The following is a 22409-nucleotide window of genomic DNA, read 5'->3' as shown; positions in this document are numbered from 1 at the left end:
CCAAATAACACCTGCCTGTCAGGTGTTATTTTTTTTTACCAAAACGGGAAAATGTAACTTGAATAATTTGTTTAAACGTTGTATAGTCATTAATTATTTAACAAGAAGGCTTTTCTGCAAACATTGTTCTTTTTCATTTGTGCGAAACAGCCAACAAAAGAAGGGAATGTCCATACACACCTCATGAAACTTGGTGCCCGCATTATAAAAACGGGGATTGCCATTACGCTGGCTCTATACTTAGCCACGTTATTAAAAATACCGTCTCCCGCGTTTGCAGGTATCGCAGCCATTTTTGCGATCCAGCCAACCATATATCGCTCTTATCTAACTGTCATTGAGCAAGTTCAGGCAAATATCATCGGAGCAGCCTTTGCCATATTGTTCGGGCTGATCTTTGGTCCCCACCCGTTTGTTATAGGTTTAACTGTGATTATTGTCATAGCGATTAATTTAAAAATAAAAATTGAAAATACGATTCCTGTATCCATCGTTACAGTTATTGCGATCTTAGAAAGTCCTGGGGAAGATTTCATTGAATTTTCTCTCATCCGTTTTGGAACGGTCCTGCTCGGAGTTTTATCGGCCTTCATAGTCAACTTAATCTTTATCCCGCCTAAATACGAAACAAAGCTATATTACAGGATTGTGGACAATACGGAGGAAATAATCAAATGGATCCGCATTAACATGAGGGAGGTTTCCGATTACAGCGAACTGAAAACAGACATTGAGAAAATAAAAGATAAAATGATTAAGCTTGATCAGCTTTATCTGCTGTATAAGGAAGAACGGGCTTATTTCAAAAGAAATATCTATGCAAAATCGCGCAAGCTCGTCCTGTTCAGGCAAATGCTTGTTACATCGAATCGTTCCCTGGATACCCTGAAAAAGCTCCACAGGCTGGAAAATGAATTGCATCACCTTCCAGAGGATTTTAAAGAGATTCTTGTCAATGAGCTGGACTATTTGATCGATTTTCATGAAAGAAGCCTCCTGAAATTTATAGGCAAAATTAAACCGCAGTCCACAAATGACCTCATTAAGGAAGGCCAGTTTAACAAGCAGGAGCTCGTCGATACTTTTATGAAATTTAAAGGAAACTGCATTGATCAGGAATGCTTCTATCACCTGCTCCCTCTTATCGCTATCATCATTGACTATAGCGAGCAGCTGGAACATTTGGATACTCTAATAAACAGCTTCCATAATTATCATAAAGATGAAAATGAGCTTCAAATTAATGAAATCGAAGAAAACAGCTGATTTTCATTCCAAAAATAAGAGAGGACTAACCGATAATGGTTAGTCCTCTTTTTTAGGAACTTTCTTTGGGTTTTTAGATTTTTCAATATAAGTACATCGTCTAAACTAATTTTTCACGGTGGAGTTGATTTTTCTGCTCAATTCCCCTCTTTGGCGCACTTTTTTCAGAGGTGAGACAATTTTTCTGCTCAATTCCCAGCTTTGACGCACTTTTTTCAGGGGAGAGACGATTTTCCTGCTCCATTCCCCGCTTTGACGCACTTTTTTAAGAGCGAGGGACGATTTTTCTGCTCCATTTCCCGCTTTGACGCACTTTTTTCAGGGGGGAAGCGATTTTTCTGCTCCAATCCCTGCTTAAATTTGAAAAGAGCACGGCTGTTACCTTATTGCAGGTGCAATAACCTTACGAATAGCAACAATCAATGCGAACACAGTCTTTTTTATTATTCAGCTTTGGCTAACTCACTTTCTGTCACCCATTTGTGATTTTTTACTTCTTCACCGCCGCCTTCAGGGGTGTAATCGACCATATATACCGTTGTTTTTTCAGCAGAATCAATGACAGACTCCGCGCCCTCCATGCCTTCCATATGGCTCGCCTCGACAGTTACTTCATCTCCTGCTTTTAACGGTTGTTCAGGAGCATTCTTGATTTCTTCATGAATAATCCATTTATGATTCACAACAGGATCTCCGCCGCCTTCAGGAGTATAGGAGATGGCATAAACAGTTGTATCAAATGCACCCGAAATCACAGCTTCGGCACCATTCATACCTTCCATATGATCGGTTTTGATAATGGCTTTACTTCCTACTTCATAAGATGGACTTTCCGCCTCTTTTAACCCTTCAGGCACTTCTCCAGAGCTTGAGTGGTTCATACTGCCATGATCCATATGTTCCGAAACTTCCTTTTTTTCTCCTTGATCCCCTGCACTGTTCCCGCAAGCACCAAGTGACAATGAAACGGCCATGATCAGCGATAAAAAGATAGTCAGTTTCTTTTTCTTCATATTTTCCTCATCCTCCCATAAGCTTTGATCACATCATACAAAAGAATTGTGCAGAATTTGTGCAAGCATAAAAAACTGACTAATCATCAATATGACTCTTTTGCTATGTTCATATTCCCTAAAATACAAAGAGCCCAAATCTCTTAGATCTGGACTCTTCATGTATATTGCTTTATTAATGCTTCCCTTTTGGATCGAGTGCATCCCGAAGTCCGTCACCCATTAAGTTAAACCCAAGAACGGTAAGCATAATGGCAAGGCCGGGGAAAAACAGTGTCCACGGAGCCTGAACTAAATATTGCTTGGAATCGGCAAGCATTTTCCCCCATTCAGGATTTGGAGCCTGTGCGCCAAGTCCAAGGAATCCAAGAGCAGCCGCTTCAATAATGGCAGTTGCAATTGCAAGAGAAGCTTGTACAATAATCGGCGAAAGGCTATTCGGCAGAACATGAACAAGCAGAATTCGGGTATCGCTTGTTCCGACCGCTTTTGCTGCATGTATGTACTCTTCTTCTTTTACACATAGCACTTTCGCTCTGATCAGCCTGCCAAAGTTCGGAATGTTAATGACAGCAATGGCGATCAGTGCATTCTGCAGGGAAGGTCCTAAAATAGCAACAATCGCAATGGCAAGCAGGATGCTCGGAAAGGCAAGCATGATATCAAAAATCCTTGAAATGATGGTATCAATGACACGGCCGTAATAGCCTGCCATAATACCAAGAAGTGTTCCCACTATTGCTGATCCAAGGACTGAGAAAAAGCCAACCCACAGGGAAATTCTTGCCCCAAACAGGACTCTTGAAAAAATATCCCGGCCAAAATCGTCCGTTCCAAACCAATGCTCAGATGAAGGAGGAAGCAATCTCTTTGAGAGCTCCTGCTCATCAATGCCTTGAGGGGCAATCAGCGGTGCTGTGATTGCAATAATAACAAAGAAAAGGACGAGAAAGCTTCCTGCGATTGCTAATTTATTTTGTAAAAAGACGCGCAGCTTCTGCTGAAAAGGAGTGACAACCTTCTCCTGTTTTATAATGGCAGTCTGCTGCTCCTGCAGCGATGGTAGTGACATAGCAGTCTCCCCCTTTCCTAATATTTAATCCTTGGATCAATTGCAGCATATAAAAGATCAACAATCAGGTTAATAAATACAAAAATCGTTGCGATAATTAAGATTCCGGATTGGATAACCGGATAATCGCGATAGCTGATGGCATCAAAAATATACCTTCCCATCCCCGGCCAGCCGAAAATGGTTTCTGTTAAAATGGCTCCGCCAAGCAATAATCCAGTTTGCAGTCCAATAATTGTTAAAATCGGAATGATGGCATTTTTTAAAGCATGCTTGTATACAACCCAGAACATATGAAGACCTTTAGCGCGTGCTGTACGGATAAAATCCGACTCCATTGCTTCAATCATGGTTGAACGGGTAATCCTGGCAATGATCGCCATTGGAATCGTCGCGAGCGCAATTCCCGGCAGAAGTATATGTTTGAGAACTTCTATAAATTGATCAAATCTGCCATGCAGAAGGGTGTCGAGCAAGTAAAGATTTGTGATAGAATCTATCGGATTCCGAATTTCCTCCCGCCCTGTCGTAGGAAGCCAGCCAAGCTGAATGGAGAAGACATACTGCTCCATTAGTCCAAGCCAGAATATCGGCATCGACACTCCGACTAATGCGATAACCATTGCTGTATAATCAAACCACGAATTCCGGAACCAGGCACTGATGATTCCTGCATTGACCCCTACCACGATTGCAATCATCATAGCAAAAATCGTCAGTTCCATTGTTGCAGCCAAATAAGGAGTCATTTCCTGGCTGATTTGTGCTCCTGTTCGGATGGACTGACCAAGATCACCCGTCAGAAGTCCTCCAACATAATCAAAATATTGTAAGTACCAAGGCTGATCAAGACCAAGCTGCTGCGTTAATTTTTCGATTGCTTCCTGTGTAGCGCGCTGCCCGAGAATGACCTGTGCCGGGTTGCCCGGAATGGCTCTGATTATAGAAAAAACGACTAGTGTCATCCCAATTAAAACCGGTATAAGCAATCCAATTCTTCTTACTGTGTATGAAACCATCGTCTCACCTCGCATTTATTTCTGAAAAAAGGAGGAGGACTTGTCCTCCTCCTTCAAGATTACTTAAATTCAACCTTTGTTAAAATGTCAGATCCAGTTGGATGCGGCATGAATCCAGTTAAGCTGCTGCTTCCGGCCAAAATTGGCGTTGAGTGGGCAATCGGGATCCAAGGTGCATCTTCTTTAATGATTTCCTGCGCTTTTTTATAGAGCTCATTGCGTTTTTCCTGGTCAGCATTAGACTGAGCTTCAATCAGAATGTCATGAAGTTCATCATTGCTGTAGTACGTATAGTTATTGCTGCCGATGCTGTCTTTGTCTAAAAGAGTATAAAGGAAGTTGTCAGCATCTCCATTATCTCCAGTCCAGCCGAGCATAAAGGAATCCGCTTCCCCTTTGCTTGCTTTGTCTAAATAAGTTGCCCAGTCATATGTTTTGATTTCGGCTTCAACACCGATTTTTGCAAAGCTTGATTTAAGAACTTCAGCCACTTTCATACCCTCTGGCATATACGGACGCGGTACAGGCATTGCCCAAAGCTCCATTTTAAAGCCATCAGGATGTCCAGCTTCAGCAAGAAGCGCTTTTGCTTTTTCCAAATCATATGGGTATGGCTCGATCTCATCGTTATAGCCTTCTAATGAAGGCGGCATTGGATTTTTCGCAGGTTCAGCAAGGCCGCCATAGAAAGAATCAATAATCGCCTGTTTATCTACTGCATGGTTCAATGCTTGACGCACAAGTTTGTTATCAAGAGGCTTGCGGTTTGTCGTTAATCCGACATACCCTATGTTCATGGACGGACGCTCAAACGTCTGTAAATCTTTATTGCTTGTAATAGATGCAGTATCAGATGGATTCACTCCATCCATTAAATCAATTTCTCCCGTCTGCAATGCATTTAAGCGGGCTGAGTTTTCCGGAATGGATTTAAAGATTACCTGATTTAATTTCGGGTATCCTTTCATCCAGTAGTCTTCATTTTTCTCAAGAACGATTCTGTCGTTCGGCTTCCACTCTACAAATTTAAATGGACCTGTTCCAACAGGATTTTCTCTGAATTTATCTCCGTGCTTTTCAATAGCAGCAGGACTTGCAATTCCAAATGGAGACATCGCAAGGTTCTTTAAGAACGGAGCTTGAGGACGCTTTAGTGTGAAAACAACTTTATTCTCGCCTTCTGCTTTCACTTCTTTAATTACATGGCCTTCATCTTTTTTAAATCCGCCAAACATTGTGTAGTAAGGGAATTTATCGGCATCCCCGTTCATCCAGCGCTCGAAGTTGAACACAACAGCTTCAGCGTTGAAGTCCGTGCCGTCATGGAATTTAACGCCTTCTCTTAATGTAAAAGTATACGTCAGGTTATCTTCAGAAACTTCCCATTTTGTTGCAAGACCTTCCTGAACAGTTGTATCCTGCTCACCGTAATTCAACAGTGTTTCAAATACGTTGACAGTTACTTTAAATGCTTCTCCCTCTGTTGTTGTAATTGGATCAAGTGATGTAGAATCCCCGCCACGTCCAAAAACAAGACTGTCCTGTTTCTTTTCACTGCTTCCGCCTTCTGATTTACCTTCTGATGAGGTGTCATTTGAGCTGCATCCCATCAATGCCGCTGATAACAGCAGCACAAACATAATTGAGACCAACAGGCTTTTCTTTTTCACGCATACATCCCCCTATTTCCTATTTATCAATCTATCAATCATATCTGTGCCATTATTGATATAAATGACACGCGACATAATGACCTTCTTTTACTTCAGTCCATGCGGGCTTTTTCACCTTGCATGGTTCAAAGCAGGCAGGGCATCTAGTATGAAAAGCACACCCTTTAGGCGGATCAGACGGACTCGGAAGATCCCCTTTTAAAACAATCTGTTCTTTAACTGCCTCAGGATCCGGGAGAGGCACGGCAGAAAGCAGCGCTCTTGTATACGGATGCAGCGGTTCAGCGTACACCTGCTCGCTGTCTGCAAGCTCTACTAAACTTCCCAAATACATGACTCCAAGCCGGTCACTGATGTGGCGAACAACTCCCAGGTCATGGGAAATGAAAATATAAGTTAATGAAAATTCCTTTTGCAGGTCTTTTAATAGATTCAGAATTTGAGATTGAATGGAAACATCCAGAGCAGAAACTGGCTCATCTGCAATGATCAGCTTCGGATTCGTCATCAAGGCTCTTGCAATCCCGATTCTTTGCCGCTGTCCTCCGCTGAACTGATGCGGGTATCTTTTTCCGTAAGCTTCATCGAGACCGACAATTTTCAGCATCGTTTTTACTTTTTGCCTGCGCTGCTCCTTGTTTCCAATTTTATGTACGATAAGCGGCTCTTCAAGAATTCGCTCTACAGTCATTCTAGGATTCAGCGATGCATAAGGATCCTGAAAAACCATCTGCAGCTCCCGCCTCATCTTTCTCATCTCTTTTGAAGACTTAGAGAGCAGCTGTTCTTCCTGAAAAGTAACAGATCCTTCTGTAGCATCGATCAGTTTCAGCAAAAGCCGGCCCATAGTTGACTTCCCGCAGCCCGATTCACCGACGATTCCAAGTGTTTCTCCTTCATATACTTCAAAAGACAAATCATTTACCGCCTTGACTGCACCAACTTGTCTGCCAAACACTCCTCCATTTATCGGAAAATGCTTTGACAGCTTGTCCACTTTAAGCAAAGGCTTCGTCATGATGAATAGCCTCCTCTCGTGCCAGAAAGCATCTTGATTGATGGGAATCCTCTAACTTGTACATCGGAGGTGAATCATTCATGCACTCAGCCATTGCATATTCACAGCGCCCTGCAAACAGGCATCCCTGTTGAACCGTGCCAGGGCGCGGCACCTGCCCTGAAATGGAATATAACCTGTCATTTTTATGCCGGATATCAGGCACTGATTTCATAAGCCCTTTTGTGTAAGGATGCTTAGGATTTTTGAAGATGGTTTTGACGCTTCCCTCTTCCACAACTTGTCCTGCATACATGACCATGACTCGGTCACACATTTCTGCTACCACACCAAGATCATGTGTAATGAAGACAATGGACGTTTCCAGCTTTTCATTTAGGTCTTTCATTAATTTCAGTATTTGTGCCTGAATCGTTACATCAAGTGCAGTTGTCGGCTCGTCGGCTATCAGCACCTTCGGATCACAGATCATCGCCATCGCAATCATGACACGCTGCCTCATACCTCCGGACAGCTGATGGGGATATTCTCCGTATAACTCCTCAGGTCTCGGCAGTCCTACCAGTTTTAGAATTTGAATGACCCGGTCCTTTGCCTGTTTTTTAGTTAAGTTCTGATGAACACGAAGTGACTCTTCAAGCTGGTTGCCTATTTTAAATAATGGATTGAGCGAAGTCATTGGCTCCTGAAAGACCATCGCAATTTCATTTCCGCGCATTTTCCGGAGTGATTTTTCATTCAGCTTCAGAAGATCCTTCCCTTGAAACAGCACTTCTCCTGTAAGCTTTGATGTTTTCTTTGGCAATAGCCCCATAATCGAAAGCGAAGTCACACTTTTTCCGCATCCCGATTCTCCTACAATTCCTAAAACTTCTCCCTTATGTACGTCAAAGCGAATGGAATCCACAACACGCGTTTCTTCTTTGCTTTGCATAAATGTAATGCTTAAATCCCTGATTTCTAAAATTTTTTCCCGTGTCAGACCGTTCACCCCCAGTGAGGACACTTTTTTTCCAACACCTTAAAAACATATGATGTCGGATCATCCTCTATGCTCTCTCTTGATATTTCTGTAAGATATTATTCAAAATACAAAAAAATTGGATATGTACAAATTATAGACTAAATATTCTAAATATTAAAATAGTCCTTTGTGCCTAAATAGTTTTATTGCATTACTTTGATAAAGTGATTATGTTAATTAAATTCATGTCCTTTGAAGCACTTTTGAATCATTTTTGAAGCAAAAAAAATAGCAATCCCGAAAGGATTGCTTATTTTACTTATTATGGAATTCTTTTTTCCTAAAGATATGATTTTATTATGATAGAAAAACATGGACTAATCTAATTGCTGAATCTGGAATAGAGAATAATAATGGCCTTGTTTCTCCATTAGCTCAGAATGAGTCCCCTGTTCTGCAATTTTCCCGTTTTCTACGACAACAATTTTATCAGCATGTGTAATGGTTGAAAGTCGATGAGCTACGATAAACGTAGTTCTGTCCTGAGCAAGCTTCTCCAGCGCTTCTTGTATGAGGTGCTCGCTTTCCAAATCAAGAGCTGACGTTGCTTCATCTAGAACAAGAATTGGAGGATTCTTCAAGAAAACTCTTGCAATGGCAAGTCTTTGTTTTTGTCCGCCTGAAAGCTTAACACCGCGTTCACCGACTTTTGTATCATAGCCATCAGGAAAGCCTAAAATGAAATCATGGGCGTTAGCTGCTCTTGCGGCTTCAAACACTTCTTCATCCGTTGCTCCAGGCTTGCCGATCAGAATATTTTCTTTAACAGACTGACTGAATAAAAACGTATCCTGCAAAACCATGCCAATTTGATCTCTCAGGCTTTGAGCCCGGTAGTTTCTGATATCAATCCCATCAAGAAGAATGCTCCCTTCTGAAACATCGTAAAAACGCGGAATCAAGCTGATGAAGGTGGATTTTCCTCCTCCGCTCATGCCTACTAGGGCAACCGTTTCCCCTCTGTTCACTTTTAAAGAGACATGATCAAGGATCATCGGTTCTTTCTCGTCATATTTGAACGACACATCTTCAAATTCAATTGTTCCATTTACCGCTTTTGCTTCTATTGCATTCGGTTTGTCTGTGATATCATACTTTTCATCAATTAGTTCAAACACACGGTCCATGGATGCGAGGGCCTGAGTGAGAGTAGTTGACGAAGTAACAAGACGTCTGAGCGGATTATAAAGCTGATCAATATAAGCGATAAATGCTACCATTGTCCCAACTGTCATGTTCCCATGAATAACTTGATAGGCTGCATATGATATAACAAGCAGGGGGGCAACATCCGTAATTGTATTCACAACTGCAAACGTCTTAGCATTCCAGCTTGTATGATCGAGCGCTTTCGTTAAAAAGTTATGGTTTTCTTTATCAAATTCAGCCTGCTCATGTTCTTCAATGGCAAAGCTTCGTATGACAGGCATCCCCTGAACTCGCTCATGAAGATGTCCCTGCACTTGCGCCAGAGCTTGAGATCTGACTCTAGTCAGATGTCTCAGCTTTCCGTAAAAGTACTTGACGGAAAAGCCGTAAAGAGGAAACAGAATAATTGATACCAGTGTAAGTTTGATATCCATTGTAAACATGATGATCACTGCGATCACGATTGTAAAAATATCAAGCCATACGTTCATTAGACCGGTGATGACAAAGTTTTTCGTTTGTTCAACATCGTTGACGATTCTCGAGATAATTTCTCCCGCTCTTGTGTTTGCATAGTAGCGGAGACTGAGTTTTTGCAGATGTGTAAACAGGCTGTCCCTTATATCATAAAGGATTTTGCTGCCTGTCCATTGTGCAAAATATTGACGATAATATTCAATTGGCGGCCTTACTATTAGGAAAATGGCAAACATGATTCCCATTATAGTCAGCAGCTTAGCCGTTTTTTCATCAGCTGACATTTTTCCGCCTAATATATCATCTACTACATACTTAAGCAGCAGTGGTGTTAATAAAGGAATAGAGAATTTTATAATTCCAATTAATATCGTTCCTGCTATTTGAAATTTATATGGTTTGACGAATTTCATGTAACGCTTTACAGAACTCAAGGGCCTTTGTCTCCCCCTTTCTTTGTCTATTTTGCGCGCAGCAGAGCATCTAATACCCTCCCCTGCAGCGCATGATTGGCTTTAGAAATATCCCGGCAAAAAGAATAAGCCTGTTTATCAAACAGGCTGTCAGGCTGTACATCCCCAAATCTGCTATCTAAGTGCTGTACATCAGGAAGTGTGAACGGATAACAAATCATTTTACATGTGTTAAATAACGTTCATACCACTCATCGATAAATTCTGCTGAGAACGGACCTTTTTGCTGTCTGATCCAGCGCAGCAATTTTTCAAGGTTGCTCTTTAAAATAAGATCGATGACATCAGGATATTTCATTTTTTTACGGTGATATTCATATTCATCTTCATCTAAGATGATATAGGTCATATCAGGAAAAATTTTAACATCAAGGTCATAATCTATGTATTTCAGCGCTTCATCATCCCATGCGAATGGCGAGCTTATGTTGCAATAATAATAAATGCCGTCTTCACGGATCATACCTATTACGTTAAACCAGTACTTAGTATGGAAGTAACAAATGGCAGGTTCACGGGTAATCCAGGTTCGGCCATCGGATTCTGTCACAACCGTCCTGTCATTTCCGCCGATAATACAATGCTGACTAGCCTTTAATACTGTTGTTTCATCCCAAATTCGGTGAATATGCCCATCATGTTTGTAGCTATGAATTTGTATGTTATCTCCTTCCTTGGGAAATCCCATTTTACTCCCCTACTTTCCGTATCGCCGCTTTGCTGAAAAAGCAAAGATCTTCAACTAATTGTTTTTACTATTATACCGTTTGCAGGAAAAAAAAGAAAATAAAAGAGCCGCCCCTGAGGTTTTGGGAGACTCTCGTAATAGCCCTTTATTTGCGTAATGGCTCAACAGCCTGATAAGAAAGAATCACCTCTTCTGTCTGCTTTTCAAACACTTTCTGAATCACATGCAGTTCATCCTTCATAAAGTCAATCTCTGACTCAATCTCCTTGCATTTTATTTCATCCGGAAGATTGCTCAGCTGCTCCTTTAACTGCTGACATCTCTCAATTTCAGATTGCAGGCACAGCAGCTTTTCCATCGTCTGGAGCTGATTGCCGACTAATTGATCAAAATCTTTCAATCCAACTACACCTCTCTCTACCGTCTTGCTGATTTGTACACATACTTTTTCTTCTTCATAAATCATTTTCCTTTGACTTTATATGTTGAGGAATAAGAGGTTTTGTCGGATGCAGAATTGTGTTTTTCAGCACATTGAGATGCCTGATTTGGTTTGTATCCATTAAAATAGGGAAAACGTTAAACAGTCCGAATTTAGCGATATATACGAAGGATTGTATTTCGCTGGTGGATCTGCTCATTCTGGGGGCGGATGCCGTTCGTTGCATTGCCGGGCCAGTTGACCGCTGATCTTATAACGTTGAAGGGCTTGTCAGGCGCTAAATAAAAATAGAAAAGACACTTATTCTCACAAGGAAGAAGTGTCTTTTTTTAAGCGGTTTTTAAATTAAGAGTTTTAGCTTTTCTTAGCTTCAGCTTGTTGATTTTGTTTTTTCACTTGTTGAGCATCTGTTTCGGTAGCGAACTCAGCTCCGAATTGTTGTTGACCTTGCGCAGCTTGAGCGTTTTGTTGTCTCACTTGTTGTACGTTAGTGCCAGCTTGAGTTTTGTTTGGTTGTTGTTGATTTGCCATGATTATCACCTCCACGAAATTTATCATGTCCCGAAGGTGAAATTAATATCCAAAGGTTTTAAATTTTTTTTTGATTTTTGAGGTGCAATTTTTTTTCTACATCAGGAGGGAACGTCCGCCATCCACGATAATGGTCTGTCCTCTGATCATCGATGCCTGGTCTGAAACGAGAAATTCAACTGCATCGACCATATCTTCCATATCCACCATACGTCCTGCAGGAGTCATTCTTCTCGCATCAGCAAGCAGTTCCTCGCGGTTTGGAAAATGCTTCAGTGCTTCTGTATCAACAGCTCCACCTGAAACAGCATTCACCACAATATTTTTTGATGCAAGCTCGACTGCCAGGTAGCGCGTCAAAGATTCGAGCGCAGCCTTTGATACTCCAACTGTGGTGTAATTTTCAAGAACGCGGATCGAACCTAAAGAACTGATGCTGACAATTTTTCCTCCGCCATTTTTTTCCATTCTCTTCGCAGCTTCCTGAGCACAGAATAAAAGAGCCTTGCTGTTAATATCCATTGTCCAGTCCCAGTGGCTTTCTTCAAGCTCCATTAATGGTCTTAATACACCTGATGCAGCATTGTTTACAAATATATCTAAACGGCCGAAGGTTTCATCTATTTCGGCAAACATCTCTTTAATCTTTTCAGGTTTTCCTACGTTTGCTTTTACTACAAGCGCCTTTACGCCAAGCGCTTCAATTTCTTCTGCTGTCTGAAGAGCTGCACCTTTGCTTCTGGCATAATTGATGACAATATTGTATCCCTGCTTAGCAAGACGGAGTGCGATTGCTTTCCCGATTCCGCGGCTGCTTCCTGTAATTAAAGCTGTTTTGTTCTGGTTCATTTTTACATCTCCTTATTTGCTGTTAATCGTATAGTTGCCTTTATTGTATCAAACAATAGGACAAGCGAGTAGTAGAGGAGGATTGCATATGTATGCAGGCCGTGATATGACTGAATTATCCATGATGTCCATTCATGAGTGGAAGGACAATGAATTAGCTTACTTTCATCATGGACTTCAGCAAATGATGCTATATTTAAACGCCGAAGGACAAACAATACACCGTGATATCATACAGGAAATTGAAGAACGGGGCGGTTTAAAACGCAATGAAGCTAATTACACACACGGGACAAAAATAAGCTATGACTAACACCAATCGGCCGTAATCAGGCCGGTTTTGTGTGTTTTTAAATGGAGCATGCATATCAATTTATTTGTTCACGGGTGAATTTTTGCAAACTCACTCAATTTTCTGCACGTTCATACGATTTCAAAATCACTGAATTGACATCTGATAAATCTTCTGATGTGAAACAGGAAACGCGTATCGCTGCATTTCAGTTTCTGTCACTTTTACAAGATCTTTATAGCTGCTGCTGCCGCCAGGTTTAAGCTGACCTGTATAGACGGAAATGTTCCAGACTAAATGAGAAAATATATGCTGAATGGTGCCTGCAAGCGGTTCAAGCTCAGCATCTGTCTCATATTCATCATTCAGGAAATTTACAAGCTGTTCTTTTTGCGAGACGATGTCAATCGATGTTTCACAGTTTGGAAACTCCCATAAATTAGCGAGAAGTCCTGAAGAATTGCGTTTATGGATGTAATAATGGCCATCTTCATCTTTCAGAACGGCAGCGGCCATAGTGACTTGTTTAGGCTTTTTCTTCTTGCTTTTGACAGGGAGTTCTCTTTGCACACCTTCATGGAACGCGTGGCAATGCTCTCTGACAGGGCACATAAGACATGTTGGTGACGTCGGAGTGCAAATAATCGCGCCAAGCTCCATTAATGCCTGATTAAATTCTGAAGGCTGTTCCTTTGAGATTACCTCATATAGAATGTTTTCAAAAATCTTGCGGGTTTTCGGCTTTGCGATATCCTCCCAAATAGATAGAATACGCGACATCACTCTCATCACATTTCCATCTACTGCCGGCTCCGGCACGTTATAGGCAATACTCAAAATTGCCCCTTTTGTATAAGGACCCACTCCTTTTAGTTTACTGATCTCCTCAGGTGTATCAGGTACAATGCCCCCGTAGCTGCTCATGACCTCTTTAACAGCCGAATGCAAGTTACGTACTCTTGAATAATAGCCAAGTCCCTCCCACGCTTTCAGAACATCTTCTTCATCCGCATCAGCCAGGGTTTCAAGTGTCGGGAACTTTTCTGTGAAGGCAAGAAAATACGGAATAACTGTATCAACTCTTGTCTGCTGAAGCATAATTTCAGAAACCCATATTTTATAAGGATCCTGATCAAGTCTCCAAGGCAGATCTCTTTTCTCAAGCAAATACCACGAAATTAAATCTTTTCTAAATTCGTCTATATTCAATGAATGTAAATTTTTATCAATTGAGTCGAGCATATTTAAATATCCTCCGCATGTTATTTTTATAGGAAATTTGGGAAAATAGATGGTAGGCTTTCATTTGAGTTTTAAGACAGTATAAAAATTTTGCGCTTTGATGTCTAGCTCCAGCGCCCAACTCCTCGGCCACAACAAAATCCCCCAAAAAGTCAAGCCCGGACTTTTCGGGTGATTTCATATCTCTCTGTTGGAGCTAAACGGGCGATTGCGCTTTTCTTATTTCAACTAAAAAATCATACAGCATTCGCCGCAAATTAAAAAGAGGCAGGCATGCCTTCTCACAAAAAACTATAATAATCAGTAATGTATCCTATAAAATAAAGGGATGAGAAAACCTTATTTCATCATATGATAGTGACAGGAGGTTTTAATGAGTGGATACAGGCACACATGTTGTGATGGGTATTGCTCTCGGCGGGCTTGCAACACTTGATCCCTCAGTAGGCACAGATCCTGTGACTGCACAGGCTGTTATGATCGGAGCCATTGCAGGGTCTCAGGCTCCCGATCTTGATACCGTATTAAAGTTTAGAAATAACGCTAAATATATTCGCAATCATCGCGGGATTACTCACTCTATACCTGCTGTAATTCTTTGGTCCGTTTTGATTACTGCTCTTTTGTACTGGATCTTCCCGCGAGCTGATTTGCTGCATTTGGCCATATGGACCTCAGTCGCTGTTGTACTTCATGTATTTGTTGATATTTTTAATGCTTACGGAACCCAGGCACTTCGTCCATTTTCACAAAAGTGGATCGCACTTGGCATGATCAATACCTTTGATCCTATCTTGTTCTTGATTTATACAGCAGGAATTGTGGTTTGGATATTTGGAGCACCTGCAGGCTATACATTTTTAACAGTCTTTATCGTTGCATTCGGGTACTACATTCTCAGATTTATTATGAAGAGAAGAATTGTTCATAAAATCCATGAGAAATATGGCGATGTAGAAAAAATCATTATTTCCCCAACGATGAAATTCAGAAAATTGCGGATCGCGATCATTTCAAAAAACCATTACTACGTGGGACGTTCACTTAATAATGAACTGACAATCCTTGATGAATATAACCGGGTTCCCGTACCTCAAACAGATGTTATCAAAGCTGCTGAACGGGATGAAAATATTTCTGCGTTCTTATCTTTCTCCCCTGTTTACAGGTGGGAGGTTGATGAATACACAGACCATTACGAGGTGAAATTTATCGACTTGCGCTACCGGAGCAAAGGGCATTATCCCTTTGTTGCCATCGTCCAGCTCGATCAGGATTTAAACATTGTCAGTTCGTATACAGGCTGGATATTCAGTGAGGAAAAGCTCAGAAAAAAATTAGATCTTTTTCCCGAATAAATACAAAAACTTGGCCCCAGTCGGAGCCAAGTTTTTTAATGCAGCAAATGATCATCATTCAGTAAATGCTTGTATTTAGGATTTGTTGCTAAAAACTCATGCAAATGCTCACCGTAGTTGGTAATCCACTGCGTCACTATTTTCTCCGTTACATTTTTTCCGCGGTACTTTTCGCCAGCTTTGGCGTAGGTTGCTTCAAAATCCTCCCAAAGGAGTTCAATCCAGGTCCGGGCTTTTTCATAGCTTAAGGACGGATTTTTTTCCATCAGCAGCTTAGTTAAACGTTCATAATATGTTTCCATTTTTCATCACCTCGGGGGCATTGATTCATGCTTATAGTTTTAGCAGCAGCATCACATACTATAAATACGCTTCAGTTATTGAAGCTATTTTAAACCCATTGGAGGTCATACGCATGCGGAATAAAGCAAAAGACTTTCCGATTCAATCCAGCAACAAGTTTGAGGGAGAACCAAGAGCAAAAGATGACTTCGCTTCAAAAAGAGCGAATGGTACAATCAACACTAACCCGCAGGAAAGAATGAGAGCTTCAGGCGAACGCAATGATATTGGTTCTTGATTTTGCACAAATTTTGCGGAGGTGCTTATAATGGGTTCAAACCATAAGAAGTTCTATAACAACAGATATGAAAATCCGTTTCAGCAGCCCTGGGCTAATCCTAAGCATGCACATTCTCAGGTAAATGGACAGACACAGCTGACCCAGGACTTAATTATTTTAGAAGCACAAACAAGAAAAAGATCATAGATTTTTAAAGAATAACGAATCATGCTGAATGAAAGTATTCAGTGTGGTTCGTTTTCATCCTTTTTCTCACCGAGCATTGAAATCGGAATACCCTCTTCATCACTTGGGCTTTCCAGACGATAGCCCCAGGCAAAGACACCATTCATATAGGAGATTTTGAAAAACGTTCCGGGTGCCCCTTCTATTTCATAAACCTCTCCAGGCAAGAAGCTGTCCGGATTCAGTAAATAGGCTTGCGCCATTGTCATTTTACGATCTAAAACAGCAAACTCATTAATCATTCCCAATTGTTCCGCTTTACGCGCTTTTTCACGCAGCTGGGCGATTTCTGTTTTTAGCTCATATTCAGTCAGAGTACTGTATCGTTTTGTCTGCAAAATGATCATCCTTTCACATTTCGTAAAAATAAGTATAGAATATAAGTAATAATTAGAAGGAGTGAGCCAATGTCAGCTATAGTTATTACAGGCGCCGGTTCAGGGCTTGGGCGAGCACTCGCTCTGCAATACAGCAAAGATTTTAATGAAATCATTTTAATCGGGAGAAATCAAGAACGTCTTCAGCAAACGAAAGACATTCTGCAGCAAAGCCGAGAGCTTAAAGTCTTTACATATACCGTGAATATCCAAAATCATGATGAAGTGCAATCCTTATGCACATCGTTGTTCACCAAGCACGATGCAGCTGCACTCATTAACAATGCGGGAGTAGGCCACTTCGGGCCCGTCACTTTATTATCAGCTGAAGAAATCAGTGAAATGCTGGATACAAATGTAAAAGGCACTATTTTTTTAACCCAGGCTTTTATAAAAGAATTCACGAAAAAAGGTACAGGTAAAATTCTAAATATTATCTCTACCGCCGGACTGCGGGGCAAGGTAAACGAAAGTGTGTACGTTGCATCGAAGTTCGCCGTCAGGGGTTTTACAGAAAGTCTTGTAAAAGAGCTGGACGGAACGGACATTACGATTGCCGGAGCTTATATGGGCGGCATGGATACACCCTTTTGGGACAATAATGAACACATTAAAGATAAAACCCGTCTTAAATCACCGGCAGTTATTGCAGAAAAGATTTATCGTCTTGATGACGGCAGAACAGAAATCATTGTAGAGTAGGATATCAATCCTGCTCTTCTTCGTTTAAATAACGGTCGATGTTTTCAATTGAGAAACCCTTTCTGTATAAAGCCTGCTTCATTTTCATTTTATATTGAGCCTGTGCTCCTTTGGCATACTTCCTTTTCAGTTTTTCTGCCTGAAGAACAAGGGAATTCCACTCTTCATCATCATTATTTTCATACATTAATTCTTCTTTTACAATAGAGATGACATCATAGCTGAAGCCTTTTCTCATAAGTGTCTGTTCCACTTTTTGCTTAATCTTTACAGTTGAGATCTTCGTTTCTTTCCGAACGACCTTTTCGGCGTGGACCATCGCTTGTTCCACTTGATCTTCTTTTGAATACTGCAAAAGAGCTTTTTCGGCAATGTCCTTGCTGATGCCTTTTAATGAAAGCTCCTGCTTCATTACACCAGGACCTTTTCCGCCGGTTTTCCAGTGCGTGCGGATATATGCATCTGCAAACTCTTCATCGTTTACATACTCATAGTGGCGCAGCTGGTGCATCACTTCAGAAACAACGGCTTCTTCATACTCTTTTTTCAGCAGCATGTCCGCTACTTCTTTTTCAGAGCGCATTCGGAATCCTAAATATTCAATGGCTTTATTGAACGCTTTTTTCACTGAATCTCCATATTGAATTTCCAGGATTTCCATCTCGTCCAGTTCAAGACCTTTTCTAAGACCGAATTTTAAAAGGACATTCTGATCGACACTGAATGCGAATTTTTCGCCGCTGCCCTCATTCAAAAAGACATTAAAACGCTCTTCACTGCTTTTTTGAACCGTAATTTTCGTTATTATTGGCATATTGACACCTCTCCTTCATCTTATCATATTTCGCTTTCAGACGGCTTAATGTAAGCGCTGGGACACAATTTGAAGAGACTTATCTTTCTCAGCATATTAAGAAGGATTATCGGGGTATGATTGATGAAATATAAGGATAGAGAATAACAAGGAGTGATACGATGAAAATTGCGATTGCTGGCGGAACCGGTTTTGTAGGCAAAAAGCTCACGGACTACCTCTTAGAAAACGGAAACGAAGTGCTGATATTAAGCAGATCGAAAAAAGAAAGCCAGAAATCCGGGCTTAGATACGTTGAATGGATGTCAGAGGATGCAGCTCCGGAACGCGAACTGGATGGAATAAATGCTTTCATTAACCTTGCAGGAAAATCAATTAATGACCGCTGGACAGAAGAAACTAAAAAACAGATTGTTGAGAGCCGCGTTAAAACGACACGTGAAGTATACAGAATCATTGAAAATTTGGAAACAAAGCCAGAAGTGCTGATAAACGCCAGCGCAGCAGGAATTTACGGGACATCGGAAGACGAAATATTTACAGAGGAATCACATCCGATTGGATCAGACTTTCTCTCAGAAACGGTTATTAAATGGGAGCAGGAAGCAGCCAGGATATCAGAGCTTGATGTGCGGACTGTAATTACGCGCTTCGGTATTATATTAGGAGAGAAAGGCGCTCTTCCTTCTATTATACTGCCTTATAAATTATTTGCTGGAGGAACGGTTGGCTCCGGCACACAATGGCTGTCTTGGATTCATATAAATGATGTAGTGAAACTTATTCACTTTTTGCTTCTTCAAAAATCGATTGAAGGTCCTGTTAATGCAGCATCTCCAAATCCTGTTCAAATGAAGGATTTCGGAAAAACGGTTGCCAAAGTGCTGCACCGTCCTCATTGGATTCCTGCTCCAAGCTTTGCTTTAAAGCTTGCACTCGGAGAAAAAAGCATTCTTGTTCTTGAAGGACAGCGGGTGATTCCGAAAGTCGCACTGGAAAATAACTTTCAATTTTCACATTCAGTGCTTAAAGAAGCTCTATCTGACATATTAAAATCCTCATAAGGACACGAGAATAGGAGTTTATCATGGATAGCTTTTTATTTAGGAATGCAACAATTTATCCTGTTACATCAAAACCACTTTATCAATCCGATCTCTATGTTTCCCGCGGTAAAATTATGGCAATCGGCAAACAGCTGCCATGCCCGGAAGGAACTAAAATAATCGACTGCAAGGAGCAATTTTTGTTCCCTGGCTTCATTGATGTTCATACACATCTTGGCCTTTATGATGAAGGTACAGGATGGGCAGGAAATGATGCCAATGAAACCATTGAAGTGCTCTCTCCGCACATTCGCGCTCTTGACGGGGTTCATCCTCTTGATCAAGGTTTTAAGGATGCCGTTCAGTACGGCATTACCACCGTTCATATTATGCCTGGAAGTGCAAATGTGATCGGAGGCACAACATCTGTCATTAAAACACATGGCGTAAATATTAAGGACATGATCGTCGTTGAAACAGCCGCTTTGAAAATCGCACTTGGGGAAAATCCCAAACGTATTCACAGTCATGGCAATAAAGATTCCATTACGAGAATGGGTATTATGGGGATGCTCAGAGAGGCTTTTTACAAAGCACAGTGCAGCAAAGAACCAGATGATTTCAGATCGATTTCCATCCGCAAAGTGCTTAATCGCGAAATACCGGTACGTATTCATGCTCACCGCGCAGATGATATCCTTTCAGCCATCCGATTTGCTGAAGAATTCAATCTTGATTTCAGAATTGAACATTGTACAGAAGGACATCTTATTGCAGATGAGTTTATAGGCAAAAAAATAAAGGTTAGCGTAGGTCCTACGCTAACAAGAAAGTCTAAAGTAGAGCTTAAAAATAAAAGCTGGCTTACTTATCAGGCATTAGCAGACCGCGGCGTTGAGGTCTCCATTACAACAGATCATCCATATACACCTATTCAGTACTTAAATGTTGTGGCATCCATCGCCGTAAGAGAAGGTTTTGAGGAAAAATTGGCGCTAGAAGCCATTACCATTACTGCTGCCAAAAACCTGTTAATTGATGACCGGACAGGGAGTCTTGAAATAGGAAAAGACGCAGACATAGTGCTATGGAGTCATCACCCTTTTCACTACCTTGCAAAGCCCGAGCTGACAATGATTAACGGGAAAATCGTCTTTCAAAAAACCTGAATTCCCCTCTTGAAATATACGCATTTTCCCGCATAAAAAAATGTGTTTAAATTCATAAAAAAATAACAAAAAAATAGTTTCATTTTGAAAAAAAATCGAGTATGATACGAGAGGATAGAGTAATAAAATAATTACTAAAAACCGAATGATGCAAATGCGTGGGAAGGCAAATGGTGCGCCACCAGTAAACTGGTCCTAGTGGGTTCGATTCCCACCCCGAAATTTTTTTATCTAATTTAAAAAATTTCGAGGGTGGGACTTCAACACGACAAGTCTGTAAGTCTGCCCTCTGGTTGGAGGGATAGCAGATGCTAAAAAAACGTGATATTCAAGACAGTCAGCCGCTCTATGATCAAATGGTTCACCCTGATGTCTTCCCTTTTGTGCGCCACAAAGCTGCATCAATTGATGAATATCTATTTTTAACAAAACAAACGATTGAAGCAGAAGAGCGCGGGGAATTGATTTCACGTACCATTCTCGATGAATGGGGCTCTCCAATCGGAACGATCAGTTTATTTGATATTCAGGACAATGCCGGGTTTCTAGGAACATGGCTTGGGAAGCCATTTCACGGAAAAGGCTATAACCAGGCTGCTAAAGATGCTTTTTTCAATGAACTCTTTTTTGAGCTTGACATTGAACGGATTTTTCTCCGCATCAGAAAGAAAAACATCCGCTCAACAAAAGCCGCTGAAAAGCTGCCTTACGTAGTAAATGCCAATGAAACAAGAAAACCTCTTCTGGACGAAATCAATCAGGGCGAGGATATTTATAACTTATACGAAATTTCAAAAGACCTATACACCTTCTATACAATGCGTACTGCTGCATCGCCAGAGGAACAGCATCTTAAAGAAGCGTAATGATGCAAAACCTGCTCACTTCATTCCTGAGCAGGTTTTTTTGTATGAGATTCCTGAAAGATGACCAAAATAGTGCAGACAGACAAAAGAAAGGGTGAACTTAAAATGGCTGATAAAAGAAAACGCGAAAAAACCCGCAATTCTTTAAGCGGTGCACAGGAAGTAACCTATTCAAGAGAATTTAAAAGGGCTGACCGTGCAGGCGGATACATAAACAGCAAATCGAGTCATTAACTGCCAGCATACCTTCCTCCAGTTAAGATAAAACTAATCAATGAACATGTGATGTTCAAGCTAACTTCAGGGGGGCTAAAAAATGGGCAGAGCAAACAGCCAGCATTCTAGAAGCAAAAGCAAAAATAATTTAGCGCAGGTTCCAAAAAACCTTAAAAAAGAATCTGACGGAGTTTATGAAGAATATTCGGCTGAACTCGCAGATCAGGCAGATAAAACGGCTCAAGCAAGAGCTAAAGCTGCAGATGAGCGTCAGGGAAAATAAACGATTTATGGATAATACAAAAAGGGGAGTGCTTAATGCACTCTCTTTTTTATTTTTCTTAGATAACCTGTGGATAATGTTATTAACACCTATGTGTATTTTGTGGATAATTTTCATCAGACACTTATTAATACAGTTAAATGAAAAATTGTCAGTTTTTTTAATAATTTTGTGGACAACTTCTATTTAAATTGTGGATACTGTGTATAAACTTGTGGAGCCTTTGTATTTTATGGATTTTCATTGCGGGTTAAATATTTTAATGGATAGTGCGCATATTTTTTGAGTTTTTTACAAATTTTAACTATACATCAATGATTGACATCATGATATCTATGAAAGAGCTGCCAGCAGGCAGCTTCTTTTTGTATTTATAGCATCTCTAACTAAAAGTATGTCATGTTTCCTTACATATATAAAGAAATCTCAATTTATTAATAATAGTAAATCTGCCTCTGTTTTTGTTCCATCTTGAAAACGAACGCCTTTTGCACGGCTGTTTCCGATGATTTCTTTTGTCACCTTTTTTAATAGAAAAGTGC

General features: G+C 40.8%; 27 protein-coding genes. 11 read left to right on the top strand and 16 right to left on the bottom strand.

From position 1 onward, the window contains the following. Positions 1-183: 183 nt before the first annotated feature. Entirely contained in the window at positions 184-1266 is a 1083-nt protein-coding gene (locus LIT25_03320; protein USK36142.1) for an aromatic acid exporter family protein, read from the top strand. Between the two features lie 100 nt (positions 1267-1366). Here LIT25_03320 and LIT25_03315 read toward each other — a convergent pair whose 3' ends face one another. The 12 genes from LIT25_03315 to fabL all read right to left on the bottom strand — a co-directional run bounded on the left by LIT25_03315 (position 1367) and on the right by fabL (position 12694). After that, entirely contained in the window at positions 1367-1510 is a 144-nt protein-coding gene (locus LIT25_03315) for a hypothetical protein (GenBank protein USK34437.1), read from the bottom strand. A 199-nt stretch (positions 1511-1709) separates the two neighbouring features. After that, a complete protein-coding gene (locus tag LIT25_03310; GenBank protein USK34436.1) occupies positions 1710-2279 on the bottom strand; it encodes a YdhK family protein in 570 nt (189 codons plus the stop codon). Between the two features lie 175 nt (positions 2280-2454). After that, positions 2455-3351: an ABC transporter permease gene (locus LIT25_03305; GenBank protein ID USK34435.1), complete on the bottom strand. Its 897-nt coding sequence runs from the start codon at positions 3349-3351 to the stop codon at positions 2455-2457. Between the two features lie 17 nt (positions 3352-3368). Continuing rightward, positions 3369-4370: an ABC transporter permease gene (locus LIT25_03300; GenBank protein ID USK34434.1), complete on the bottom strand. Its 1002-nt coding sequence runs from the start codon at positions 4368-4370 to the stop codon at positions 3369-3371. 59 nt (positions 4371-4429) lie between these two features. After that, positions 4430-6040, bottom strand: a complete 1611-nt coding sequence (locus LIT25_03295) for an ABC transporter substrate-binding protein (GenBank protein ID USK34433.1) — start codon at positions 6038-6040, stop codon at positions 4430-4432. Positions 6041-6092: 52 nt separating this feature from the next. Next, entirely contained in the window at positions 6093-7061 is a 969-nt protein-coding gene (locus LIT25_03290) for a dipeptide ABC transporter ATP-binding protein (GenBank protein USK34432.1), read from the bottom strand. Continuing rightward, positions 7042-8043, bottom strand: coding sequence for an ABC transporter ATP-binding protein (locus LIT25_03285; GenBank protein ID USK36141.1), 1002 nt, complete (start codon positions 8041-8043; stop codon positions 7042-7044). Before LIT25_03285 ends, LIT25_03290 begins: the two co-directional genes overlap by 20 nt. Positions 8044-8402: 359 nt before the next feature. After that, the gene (locus LIT25_03280; GenBank protein ID USK34431.1) at positions 8403-10145 is read right to left on the bottom strand and encodes an ABC transporter ATP-binding protein/permease; all 1743 of its coding nucleotides are present in this window, start codon (positions 10143-10145) and stop codon (positions 8403-8405) included. Positions 10146-10341: 196 nt separating this feature from the next. Next, entirely contained in the window at positions 10342-10872 is a 531-nt protein-coding gene (locus LIT25_03275; protein USK34430.1) for a DUF402 domain-containing protein, read from the bottom strand. A gap of 145 nt (positions 10873-11017) precedes the next feature. Then, on the bottom strand, positions 11018-11272 hold the full coding sequence (locus LIT25_03270; protein USK36140.1) for a hypothetical protein: 255 nt from the start codon (positions 11270-11272) through the stop codon (positions 11018-11020). 396 nt (positions 11273-11668) lie between these two features. Beyond that, on the bottom strand, positions 11669-11845 hold the full coding sequence (locus tag LIT25_03265) for a gamma-type small acid-soluble spore protein (protein ID USK34429.1): 177 nt from the start codon (positions 11843-11845) through the stop codon (positions 11669-11671). 96 nt (positions 11846-11941) lie between these two features. Further along, positions 11942-12694 carry an enoyl-[acyl-carrier-protein] reductase FabL gene (fabL, locus tag LIT25_03260; GenBank protein ID USK34428.1) on the bottom strand — a complete coding sequence of 251 codons (753 nt, stop codon included), beginning with the start codon at positions 12692-12694 and terminating at the stop codon, positions 11942-11944. Between the two features lie 88 nt (positions 12695-12782). Between fabL and LIT25_03255 the strand changes: the two genes are divergently transcribed. Further along, entirely contained in the window at positions 12783-13007 is a 225-nt protein-coding gene (locus tag LIT25_03255) for a hypothetical protein (protein ID USK34427.1), read from the top strand. Between the two features lie 126 nt (positions 13008-13133). Here the strand turns inward: LIT25_03255 and mutY are convergent, their stop codons facing one another. Next, on the bottom strand, positions 13134-14228 hold the full coding sequence (gene mutY / locus LIT25_03250) for an A/G-specific adenine glycosylase (protein ID USK34426.1): 1095 nt from the start codon (positions 14226-14228) through the stop codon (positions 13134-13136). A gap of 377 nt (positions 14229-14605) precedes the next feature. Between mutY and LIT25_03245 the strand changes: the two genes are divergently transcribed. After that, positions 14606-15586: a metal-dependent hydrolase gene (locus LIT25_03245; GenBank protein ID USK34425.1), complete on the top strand. Its 981-nt coding sequence runs from the start codon at positions 14606-14608 to the stop codon at positions 15584-15586. 35 nt (positions 15587-15621) lie between these two features. On the opposite strand, the gene LIT25_03240 is transcribed toward LIT25_03245, so the two are convergent. After that, positions 15622-15888 carry a YfhJ family protein gene (locus tag LIT25_03240; protein ID USK34424.1) on the bottom strand — a complete coding sequence of 89 codons (267 nt, stop codon included), beginning with the start codon at positions 15886-15888 and terminating at the stop codon, positions 15622-15624. Positions 15889-16001: 113 nt separating this feature from the next. Here LIT25_03240 and LIT25_03235 point away from each other — a divergent pair, with 113 nt between their 5' ends. Beyond that, the gene (locus LIT25_03235; GenBank protein ID USK34423.1) at positions 16002-16166 is read left to right on the top strand and encodes a small, acid-soluble spore protein K; all 165 of its coding nucleotides are present in this window, start codon (positions 16002-16004) and stop codon (positions 16164-16166) included. Positions 16167-16196: 30 nt separating this feature from the next. Beyond that, the gene (locus tag LIT25_03230; protein ID USK34422.1) at positions 16197-16355 is read left to right on the top strand and encodes a YpzG family protein; all 159 of its coding nucleotides are present in this window, start codon (positions 16197-16199) and stop codon (positions 16353-16355) included. A 38-nt stretch (positions 16356-16393) separates the two neighbouring features. Here LIT25_03230 and LIT25_03225 read toward each other — a convergent pair whose 3' ends face one another. Then, a complete protein-coding gene (locus tag LIT25_03225; GenBank protein USK34421.1) occupies positions 16394-16732 on the bottom strand; it encodes a YfhH family protein in 339 nt (112 codons plus the stop codon). Positions 16733-16801: 69 nt separating this feature from the next. Here LIT25_03225 and LIT25_03220 point away from each other — a divergent pair, with 69 nt between their 5' ends. Beyond that, positions 16802-17473, top strand: a complete 672-nt coding sequence (locus LIT25_03220; GenBank protein ID USK34420.1) for an SDR family oxidoreductase — start codon at positions 16802-16804, stop codon at positions 17471-17473. 4 nt (positions 17474-17477) lie between these two features. Here the strand turns inward: LIT25_03220 and recX are convergent, their stop codons facing one another. Next, positions 17478-18287: a recombination regulator RecX gene (recX, locus tag LIT25_03215; GenBank protein ID USK34419.1), complete on the bottom strand. Its 810-nt coding sequence runs from the start codon at positions 18285-18287 to the stop codon at positions 17478-17480. A 161-nt stretch (positions 18288-18448) separates the two neighbouring features. On the opposite strand from recX, the gene LIT25_03210 reads away from it, so the two are divergent. From LIT25_03210 to LIT25_03190, 5 genes are all read left to right on the top strand, one after another. Continuing rightward, on the top strand, positions 18449-19351 hold the full coding sequence (locus LIT25_03210) for a TIGR01777 family oxidoreductase (GenBank protein ID USK34418.1): 903 nt from the start codon (positions 18449-18451) through the stop codon (positions 19349-19351). A 23-nt stretch (positions 19352-19374) separates the two neighbouring features. After that, positions 19375-20502, top strand: a complete 1128-nt coding sequence (locus LIT25_03205; protein USK34417.1) for an amidohydrolase — start codon at positions 19375-19377, stop codon at positions 20500-20502. 308 nt (positions 20503-20810) lie between these two features. Next, positions 20811-21368 carry a GNAT family N-acetyltransferase gene (locus tag LIT25_03200; protein ID USK34416.1) on the top strand — a complete coding sequence of 186 codons (558 nt, stop codon included), beginning with the start codon at positions 20811-20813 and terminating at the stop codon, positions 21366-21368. Positions 21369-21473: 105 nt separating this feature from the next. After that, on the top strand, positions 21474-21602 hold the full coding sequence (locus LIT25_03195) for a YfhE family protein (protein USK34415.1): 129 nt from the start codon (positions 21474-21476) through the stop codon (positions 21600-21602). 82 nt (positions 21603-21684) lie between these two features. Then, positions 21685-21867: a YfhD family protein gene (locus tag LIT25_03190; GenBank protein USK34414.1), complete on the top strand. Its 183-nt coding sequence runs from the start codon at positions 21685-21687 to the stop codon at positions 21865-21867. The last annotated feature ends 542 nt before the right edge of the window (positions 21868-22409 follow it).

Origin of the sequence: Bacillus sp. F19 (genome assembly GCA_023823795.1) — a bacterium.
Lineage (GTDB): Bacteria > Bacillota > Bacilli > Bacillales > Bacillaceae > Bacillus_P.
Note: the sequence above shows the minus strand (reverse complement) of the source record. Positions and strands in the feature narration are given on the sequence as shown.

Bases quoted from the DNA above. Each gene is read 5' to 3' on its own strand.
- LIT25_03320 (USK36142.1), top strand. From the start codon at position 184: ATGAAACTTGGTGCCCGCATTATAAAAACGGGGATTGCCATTACGCTG.
- LIT25_03315 (USK34437.1), bottom strand. From the start codon at position 1,510: ATGGAGCAGGAAAATCGTCTCTCCCCTGAAAAAAGTGCGTCAAAGCTG.
- LIT25_03310 (USK34436.1), bottom strand. From the start codon at position 2,279: ATGAAGAAAAAGAAACTGACTATCTTTTTATCGCTGATCATGGCCGTT.
- LIT25_03305 (USK34435.1), bottom strand. From the start codon at position 3,351: ATGTCACTACCATCGCTGCAGGAGCAGCAGACTGCCATTATAAAACAG.
- LIT25_03300 (USK34434.1), bottom strand. From the start codon at position 4,370: ATGGTTTCATACACAGTAAGAAGAATTGGATTGCTTATACCGGTTTTA.
- LIT25_03290 (USK34432.1), bottom strand. From the start codon at position 7,061: ATGACGAAGCCTTTGCTTAAAGTGGACAAGCTGTCAAAGCATTTTCCG.
- LIT25_03275 (USK34430.1), bottom strand. From the start codon at position 10,872: ATGGGATTTCCCAAGGAAGGAGATAACATACAAATTCATAGCTACAAA.
- LIT25_03265 (USK34429.1), bottom strand. From the start codon at position 11,845: ATGGCAAATCAACAACAACCAAACAAAACTCAAGCTGGCACTAACGTA.
- fabL (USK34428.1), bottom strand. From the start codon at position 12,694: ATGAACCAGAACAAAACAGCTTTAATTACAGGAAGCAGCCGCGGAATC.
- LIT25_03255 (USK34427.1), top strand. From the start codon at position 12,783: ATGTATGCAGGCCGTGATATGACTGAATTATCCATGATGTCCATTCAT.
- mutY (USK34426.1), bottom strand. From the start codon at position 14,228: ATGCTCGACTCAATTGATAAAAATTTACATTCATTGAATATAGACGAA.
- LIT25_03240 (USK34424.1), bottom strand. From the start codon at position 15,888: ATGGAAACATATTATGAACGTTTAACTAAGCTGCTGATGGAAAAAAAT.
- LIT25_03235 (USK34423.1), top strand. From the start codon at position 16,002: ATGCGGAATAAAGCAAAAGACTTTCCGATTCAATCCAGCAACAAGTTT.
- LIT25_03230 (USK34422.1), top strand. From the start codon at position 16,197: ATGGGTTCAAACCATAAGAAGTTCTATAACAACAGATATGAAAATCCG.
- LIT25_03220 (USK34420.1), top strand. From the start codon at position 16,802: ATGTCAGCTATAGTTATTACAGGCGCCGGTTCAGGGCTTGGGCGAGCA.
- recX (USK34419.1), bottom strand. From the start codon at position 18,287: ATGCCAATAATAACGAAAATTACGGTTCAAAAAAGCAGTGAAGAGCGT.
- LIT25_03210 (USK34418.1), top strand. From the start codon at position 18,449: ATGAAAATTGCGATTGCTGGCGGAACCGGTTTTGTAGGCAAAAAGCTC.
- LIT25_03205 (USK34417.1), top strand. From the start codon at position 19,375: ATGGATAGCTTTTTATTTAGGAATGCAACAATTTATCCTGTTACATCA.
- LIT25_03200 (USK34416.1), top strand. From the start codon at position 20,811: ATGCTAAAAAAACGTGATATTCAAGACAGTCAGCCGCTCTATGATCAA.
- LIT25_03195 (USK34415.1), top strand. From the start codon at position 21,474: ATGGCTGATAAAAGAAAACGCGAAAAAACCCGCAATTCTTTAAGCGGT.
- LIT25_03190 (USK34414.1), top strand. From the start codon at position 21,685: ATGGGCAGAGCAAACAGCCAGCATTCTAGAAGCAAAAGCAAAAATAAT.